This is a genomic window from Sinomonas humi, from assembly GCF_000802235.1.
GTDB classification, from domain to species: domain Bacteria; phylum Actinomycetota; class Actinomycetes; order Actinomycetales; family Micrococcaceae; genus Sinomonas; species Sinomonas humi.
On the sequence record NZ_JTDL01000085.1, the window covers coordinates 1 to 7228 of the forward strand.

General features: G+C 67.9%; 7 protein-coding genes. 1 reads left to right on the plus strand and 6 read right to left on the minus strand.

All coding sequences use genetic code 11. From position 1 onward, the window contains the following. Positions 1-173 precede the first annotated feature (173 nt). Positions 174-1133 carry a LysR family transcriptional regulator gene (locus tag LK10_RS21245; protein WP_081998350.1) on the plus strand — a complete coding sequence of 320 codons (960 nt, stop codon included), beginning with the start codon at positions 174-176 and terminating at the stop codon, positions 1131-1133. 584 nt (positions 1134-1717) lie between these two features. On the opposite strand, the gene LK10_RS06905 is transcribed toward LK10_RS21245, so the two are convergent. The 6 genes from LK10_RS06905 to mobC form a co-directional block, all read right to left on the minus strand. After that, positions 1718-2620, minus strand: a complete 903-nt coding sequence (locus LK10_RS06905; RefSeq protein ID WP_043121589.1) for a hypothetical protein — start codon at positions 2618-2620, stop codon at positions 1718-1720. Beyond that, complete coding sequence (locus LK10_RS20785; RefSeq protein WP_052207053.1) at positions 2620-3738, minus strand: zeta toxin family protein; 1119 nt, start codon at positions 3736-3738, stop codon at positions 2620-2622. Before LK10_RS20785 ends, LK10_RS06905 begins: the two co-directional genes overlap by 1 nt. After that, positions 3728-4165: a winged helix-turn-helix domain-containing protein gene (locus LK10_RS06915; RefSeq protein ID WP_052207054.1), complete on the minus strand. Its 438-nt coding sequence runs from the start codon at positions 4163-4165 to the stop codon at positions 3728-3730. The genes LK10_RS20785 and LK10_RS06915 overlap by 11 nt, the downstream gene beginning before the upstream one ends. A gap of 133 nt (positions 4166-4298) precedes the next feature. Continuing rightward, positions 4299-5087: a hypothetical protein gene (locus LK10_RS06920; protein WP_043121591.1), complete on the minus strand. Its 789-nt coding sequence runs from the start codon at positions 5085-5087 to the stop codon at positions 4299-4301. A gap of 18 nt (positions 5088-5105) precedes the next feature. Next, positions 5106-6665, minus strand: coding sequence for a relaxase/mobilization nuclease domain-containing protein (locus LK10_RS06925; protein WP_043121594.1), 1560 nt, complete (start codon positions 6663-6665; stop codon positions 5106-5108). Further along, on the minus strand, positions 6665-7057 hold the full coding sequence (gene mobC, locus LK10_RS06930; protein ID WP_043121597.1) for a plasmid mobilization relaxosome protein MobC: 393 nt from the start codon (positions 7055-7057) through the stop codon (positions 6665-6667). Before mobC ends, LK10_RS06925 begins: the two co-directional genes overlap by 1 nt. Between the last annotated feature and the right edge of the window lie 171 nt (positions 7058-7228).

The following is a 7228-nucleotide window of genomic DNA, read 5'->3' on the forward strand; positions in this document are numbered from 1 at the left end:
TTCTTCGAGATCGCTTCTGTCCAAGGTGTAGAGGCAAGCCGCTTGTCTCCTCGGTGCTGCGGGGACATCTCGGAATCAGTCCGACCGGCTGTGCTTTCCAAGAATAAGCATCGAATTTGAGTGGTCCATTACCAATATTGCACTAATTGGTTCCGGGATGGTACCGTTGACATGTGGATATTCGCCACCTCCGTTACTTCACAGTGGTCGCGGAAGAGCTTCACTTCGGGCGGGCTGCGCGCCGCCTGCACATGAGCCGACCTCCCCTGTCGAAACGCATCGCCGACCTCGAAGACGAACTCGGGGTTGAGCTGTTCACCCGTACTAGTAGGTCGGTCGAACTCACACCTCATGGGCAAAGACTGCTGCCTCATGCTAGAGAGGTCCTTCGAGCATTCGACGAAGCCCTCGAGGCAATGGCACTGCCGGCTGAGGTCGACCAAACTCTGCGAATTGGACTGACGAGTGAAACGACACCAGAGGTCCTGCACGCTCTTCAGGACCGATTCGCCGCGGGTCACGTCAACCTCGACTGGTCGGAGGCCTACACGGCCGATCAACACCAAGCTCTTCTTGCCGGCAGCCTCGACATTGGAGTCCTGAGCCTCCCCATCGACGGGAGAGGCCTCTGGATGTCGCCTCCATTGTGGAAAAGCCTCGGCGTCGCTGTCTCGCCAGACCACTCGCTCGCCGGCGATGGGCCGATCCCCCTATCAGCGCTGCAAGGCCAAACCCTTCTCATGTTTTCTCGCAGAATTGCACCGGAAATGTACGACCACATCATTGCGACCTGCATAGAAAACGGATTCCGGCCCGACACGATCAAGCAGGGCAACCAAAGGGCTCCCGCCCTCATGGTCGAGTCTGTGCTGTCATCAGGCCGCGCAATCACGTTTATACCGAAGACCGACGCCCGCCGACTCGGAAACGTATCGTGGCGTCCGATCGAGGGAGAGCCATTGACCTACGAAATGGCAGTGTGCTGCAGGCACGGCGAGGAACGGAGCCCAATGATGCAAGCAGCCATCCACGCTGTCCACAGTGCCTTCCAAGAACATGACCACTGGCATAGTGGAAAACGCCAAGCCTCGAATCCGGCCGCTGATGTGCAGCGAATAGGCCCAGTCGGATGAAATCCTGAAAGATGCCTTCTACCCCAAGCCGCCGCCCACTTGGACTCGGCATCCGATGACGCCGCCAGCTACTCCTCAATCCACCTCGGTGGGACCCAGAGACCAACTGCCGCGCCGGACAATCGGCCCCGTCCTCGGGCGATTGTCGCCGGCTCCCGGACTCCGCGTCGTCTCGTGACTTCGCCTAAAGCGGAACCCTCCTCGACGAGGGCTTCGTTGTCCTGCTCGTCAGCGGAGACCCTCGAAGCGATTCAGTGTTCGAGACCGCATCGATAGTGGAAGCGGCTAGAAACATGCCAACTCGGCCTTCTTCCGTGTCCTCTGGCTACTTCGACCTCCAGCACCGGATTCCTCCCTGCCCCTCTAACGCAGCAAGCAAGTCCGCGCCGCAATTGCACTGAGGTGCACCCCAACGCCCCCTTCTGCGTCGAACGGCAATACGCGGGGCGATAGGGTCTTTCGGGTCTTTTGCCCCATTTCCGTGCGAGGATCTAGACCCGTTGCACCAACGCGCCGCGATTCGCCCGGCCCGCCCTAGCGGTCATAGAAGCGGTCCAAGAGCACTCAAGCTCACCCAACGATGTTCACCGGAAGAAACGGTCCCAGGCCGACTTGGCTTGCCAGGACTCCTGGGCCGCCCTGTCCCCCGGCTCGATCACGAGCGCCAGCAGGCGGCCCTTGCGGGTCGGATGCACGACCTCGATCCATTCCTCGCAGTCGCCGCCGATGCACCCCAGGAGGCTGTCGAAGTATCGGAGCTTCAGGTCGACGAAAACTGAGCCCTCCGTCGATCTGTCCATCCGCCGCCCGTGCAGGTCAACCGGCCCCAGCGATCCGCGCTGTTCCTGGACATGGCGGAGGGCGGCGGCTGCCGCCCTGCGAAGCGGGCTCTCCGGGCCCCATCGCTGTTCAAGCTGGAGATACCGGGCGTCGGGGTCGAGCTCGAGGTCGGCCTCGTCCTCGTCGTGCAGTTCGATCTGCCGCATTCTGATGGCACCGGCCGCCTCGAGCTCCAGCAGTTCCTCCCGAATGAACAGCGCCAGATGCTTGTCCAGGCCCTCGAAGGCAGCTGTCATGGCGGTGCGCGGCGCTTTGCCGGCTGCCGGGTCAGGTTCGATGGACTCGAGCCGGGCTGTCGCCAATTCGAGCGGTTCGCCTCGCCGCCAGAGCACCATCATGGGGACCTCGTCGTAGCTGCCCTCTTCGAAGAGCGTCAGCGAAACGCTCCTGGACGACCCTCGGAGGGACTTCCTCACAATCGCCTGGGAGTCGCCGCCCCGGAAGATGGAGTCCAGGAAGTGCTGCTCCCACCGCTTGTCGCCTCGGCCCTCCATCACATACGCGAGATCGACATCTCCAGGCTCCAGAGCCCCTCGCATATACGAGCCGAAGATGCGGATCTCCGTGACGAGGCTGGCAGGCCATTCGCCATGGTTGGCGCGGGCGAGGACCTGGTGGATTAGCTCGGTCGCCCTCTGACGCTTCATCAGCCCTGACCCTCTCCGCGGTAATCGTCGCTCCCGCTCTCCCGGGTGGGGCGGATGGTCGAGGACAGCAGGCCTCGGACCAGTCGTGGGTGACGATCGTTCCACCTGCCTGCATGCCGGGTTGGCCGGTCTGGTCCCGTCATTGCTGTCCCCAGGGGTCCATTCCTGGGAACGGGCCGACCGAGCCCGCTATCGGGGCCGTCCGCTGTCCCATTTCTTCGCGAGAATCCGGCCGGAGGCCCACAGGCCGTCGCCTCCTCACCCCTCGACGACAGGCCTGCGATCGTGCCGAAGCCAGGTATTTCACGCGGGAATCGGCGCGGAATCCGGGTCCAGGACAATGAACCGGTGAAGCGTTCCCCGGCCGAGTTCGTCCTGGGCACGCTCGGCAAGGACGCGGGCGTTGGCGGAGCAGACGGATTCGGCGTCCGGGGCGGGGTAGCAGCGTCTGATGCCCTCTTCGGGGACGAAGCGACCGCCCAAGAGCCCGTGGAGACTGTCTGCCCGCGGGCCCGCTCACGGCCGACCCACCACCGATCGCGGACCCGGGCGGACGCGACCTCCAGAGGCAGCTCGATCGAGACGACATCCAGGTTTTCATAGCCCGCCCGGTAGAGCTCGCCAATGTAGACCTCGGGCAGGCGGTGCCAGGCGAGGGTTCCATCGATGACGATGTTCTCGCCAGCGTCGAGGCAGATCTGTCGTACAAGGTCGGTGAGCCGTGTGGACTGGGAGTGGATGTGCGGCGCGAGCTCGAGCGGGTGCACGCTATCCCCGTCCGGAAGCCCGAAGCCCAGCCGGTAGTCCAGCAGGCCAGCGTCCAGAGCATGCCGGATGAGGATGTCCTTCGCTGCGTCCGGGTCGATGACGCGGTACCCGCGCAGGTCGAGGGAACCGAGGGCACCCGACTTCCCAGCCCCCGGCGGGCCCGCACTGACGACCACCGCCTTGCCCTCGGCCACGACCTCCCCCTGGAGGTCGAGATACTCGCGGACGAGGTGGGCAATCATCGCGTCGTCGAAGTGCTCCGCCAGCTCTCTGGGAGCCACATAGAGGCCTCCCTCTGGCCGGTACAGGTCCTCGAGCGCGGCGAACACCGCCTCGCGGTCACCGCCCAACGGCCGACCGGATCTTCTCGAACTCCTCGCGGCTGATCATCTCGGTCGCGAGGGCCTTCACGACCTGGTCCCAGGTTCCTGGGACCCTGCCCTCGAATGGGTAGGGAGCCTCTTCGCCGAACGTGTACGTGAAGCGGCTGAGCTCCTCGACCATGTCGGCTCGCGCGGTGTCGTATGCGACCGCGCGGAGGATCACCTCTTCGGGGGTCACCGGGACCTCCCCCCCGCTGCGCTCGAGCGCCTTGAGCATCCGGTGCACCCGTGGCTGGCTCGTCGCAAGGAGCTCGGCGATCTCGCGCTGAGGCAGCCCCCGGTCCGCGGCCTGCTTCGCAGCGCGGAGCTCGTCGATCTCGTCGACGCGGGCACGGGCATGGCGCTGGACAGCCTGGTGGTGCAGCTGGCGCAGGTCGCGGTCCTCGGTGATCATCGCAGTCCCCTTCCTGGTCCCACTCTAGAGCTTGATTCATAGTGAATCAAGGAGGGAAGGGTGAGAAGGAGATGGCTGCGGTGCGCGGACGGGAGCGATGGTCTGGTGTTGGCCCCTCCGCCGGCGTTGGGCCTCAGCGGCTCATGCCCTTCTGCACGAGCTTTGTCTGGCTGCTTGCCCCGCGTGTCCTGCGGGCCTTTGGGCTGCGCGCGGGTGCTGTGGAGACGGCCGTGCTGGGGTGTGTGGCCTGGTCTTTGTCGGCTGTGAGGCGTGCCTGCACGGCTTCGCGGTCGGCGACGCCTTCCAGGCTGGCTGCGAGCTGGTGTCGGCGCTCGGCGGAGTCGTAGTCGAGGCTGGCCTCTTCCCGCAGGGCTTCGGGGTGCTGGTTCTCGCTGACGGCGTCCTGTTCGCGGTCGTGGTCTTCCCTGTCGGCTTCGGCGAGCAGCTGGAGGGCCTGGGTGGTGTCGTCGCGCCCGCTGGCGCGTTCCTGCTGTGCCTGTTCGCGGTCGCGTTCGGCCTTGGCCAGGGCTGCGGCGACGGAGGCTTCGTCTGCCGCTAGGTTGTCCAGGTCGAGGCCGTAGCGGCGCTGGACCTGGTCGCGGATCGTCTCGGCCGCGCTGCGGGCCGTGGGGTCGTGGTCCTTCCAGGCGGTGGCTGTCTCGTGGACGCGTTCGACGTCGCGGCCGCTGGCGGTGTCCCACCACCTGTTGTCCATCACGGGGGCGAGCTGGGCGCGGGCCGCGGCGCGCTCGGAGTCGAACCGCGCCTGCAGCTCGCGGGCCTGCTGCTCTTGGGCGGCTTGGGCGCGGCGCAGGGCCTGCTCCTGCGCGCGTGCGAGCTGCTCGCCGAGCCTTCCGGCAATGGTCAGCCCGACCCGGGACATGCTCTCGATGGCCTCGTCGATGCCGTCGGCTTCGCTCATGATCGTTCCCCCTCCTGGTTATCTTTCGATGTCCGGGCGGGCGCTCCCGCCCCGGCTGGTCGCGTGCGTCCGCGCGGGCTCGTACTTGGCCGGCAGCACCGGCCCGGTGGGGCGGGCCGGGGCCTGGCCGGCGCCACTGGCGCGGACGGCCTCGGCTGCCTCCCTGTCCACGGGCGGGCTAGTCTCCGGGACGTGTGGGAGGGCGGCGGCGACGTGGCTGAGCTGGTGTTTGACGAGGTCGTGGATCTGGCGTGCGCGGCGGAGATCGTCTGATGCCTTGTGCATGTCGTGGATGGCCTTGGCGACGTTGAGCAGCTGGCGCAGCATGATCGCCTCGGCGGCTGTTCCCCTCCCGCCCATGGCCGCGGCCATGAGCACCAGCGAGGCGCCGCGGGCGGAGGGTCCGACGGTCCTGATCGGGCGGACCGGGTGGCGGCGCAGCTGGGCGGTCTTGGACAGCTCGTCGGCCGCCGCGGCCAGGGGGCCGGGGGTGGGTTCGGTGGCGGTGGACCAGGCGGCGAAAGCGCCGGCGGTCTCGCGGGCGGCGTGCGCCCAGGTTGCGTGGTCCTCGAGCGGGACGGCGCGCAGGGTCTCGCGCAGTCTGGCGACCTCCTCGCTGTACTGCTCCCACAGCTGCGGGTCGGGTTCGTGGGCTTCGCGCCCGGCGTGGACGGGGCGGCGTCCGCGTGCGGCGGCGCCCCATTCGGCCACGGCCCCGGTCGCGGCCTGGGGTGTGTCGTGCCATGCGGTGCGCAGCCGGGGCAGGGTCAGGTCCTTGGCCAGGTGCCCGCCGCCGAACCAGACCGGGCGCACGCCCTTCGGCGGCCGTTCGGCCACGGAGTAGCCGGCGACGACGTCGTCGCGCCCGGCGGCGTAGCGGGGACGGATCAGGGCGCCGGTGCGGCGGACGCGGCGGACGAACTCGGCCTCGTCCTGCGCTGCCCCCGCGCAGGCGCGGACCTTGCGGGCCAGGGACCGGCGTTCGGGCTCCTCGGCTCCGCGGCGCTGTGCGGCCTCACGTTCGCCCGGGCGCAGGCCGCGGGCCGCGTACACGGGCGAGAGCTGTTCGAGTCCATGCTTCTTCTCCAGCGCCCGGGCGATGTCCTGGGCGCGCTTGAAGTCCAGGTGGCTGGACCATTTGGTGCCGTCCTCGCGCACCATCGAGGCCGCGATGTGGATGTGGTCGTTGCCGGCCTTGCTGTGCCCGTGGCGGATCGCGACCCACGACACCGGGGCCTTCCCGCTGGCCTCGGTGAACCCCATCGCGTCCATGAAGTCGCGGGCGATCTGGGCCCACTTCTCATCGTTGAGGTCGCCTTCCTCGGCCCGCAGGCTCAGCGAGCAGTGCCAGACGTGCCCGCCGGTCACCTCGGTGCCGAGGACGTTCTTCGCCGCATCCAGCTCCCGGGCGATCGACAGGGCGGCGTCGCGGTTGAGCTGGTCGTCGTTGTGCCAGGCCATGATCGGCGCGGACCCCGCCACCAGGTGCGGGTCGGTGTGCTCGTTGGACCGGCCCGGGCCGGCGAGGTAGACGATCAGCCCGGCCATCCGCTCGCCCTTGGTGACGTTCGGGATCATCAGCGCCCCAGCCCCTCGACAAGCCCATTGATCCGCTCGGCAATGACCCGCACCCGAGCCAGGGCGACGCGGGCCTCCTCGGGGAACTCGTCGGTGGCATTCGCGCGCCGGGCGAGCTGGTTGACGTTGTTCGACAGCGCGGCGAGGTAGCGGCGCGCCGCCATCAGCTCCGACGCCAGCGCGCGGCGCTCGGCCAGCGACTCGGCGTTCCGCGCGTACAGCGCCCCGGACACCAGGATCTCCGACGCACTGCGCCGGGTCCGCTCCTCCAGCGCGAACAGGCGCGCCCGCTCCGCCTCCGACATCGACACCCGCACATACAGCGTCGGACCCTCGATGTTCGCACGGCGGCGGCGCCCGGAACGACGGCCCGAACCCTGCTCCTCCCCCACTGCCCCACCGCCCTTCCATGCCCAGCGCAGCGACCCGCACCCGCGGGCCACAGACGCCAGTCTGTCAAAGCACCCGGCCCCTGCCGGGAGCGACACACCGGTTATGGCACATAACCGTCTAGCTTGCTCCGCCGGGCGGCACCTGAGTGCTTGAAGCCAGCGTGTCCTCCA

Bases quoted from the DNA above. Each gene is read 5' to 3' on its own strand.
- LK10_RS06905 (WP_043121589.1), bottom strand. From the start codon at position 2,620: ATGAAGCGTCAGAGGGCGACCGAGCTAATCCACCAGGTCCTCGCCCGC.
- LK10_RS06915 (WP_052207054.1), bottom strand. From the start codon at position 4,165: ATGATCACCGAGGACCGCGACCTGCGCCAGCTGCACCACCAGGCTGTC.
- LK10_RS06920 (WP_043121591.1), bottom strand. From the start codon at position 5,087: ATGAGCGAAGCCGACGGCATCGACGAGGCCATCGAGAGCATGTCCCGG.
- LK10_RS06925 (WP_043121594.1), bottom strand. From the start codon at position 6,665: ATGATCCCGAACGTCACCAAGGGCGAGCGGATGGCCGGGCTGATCGTC.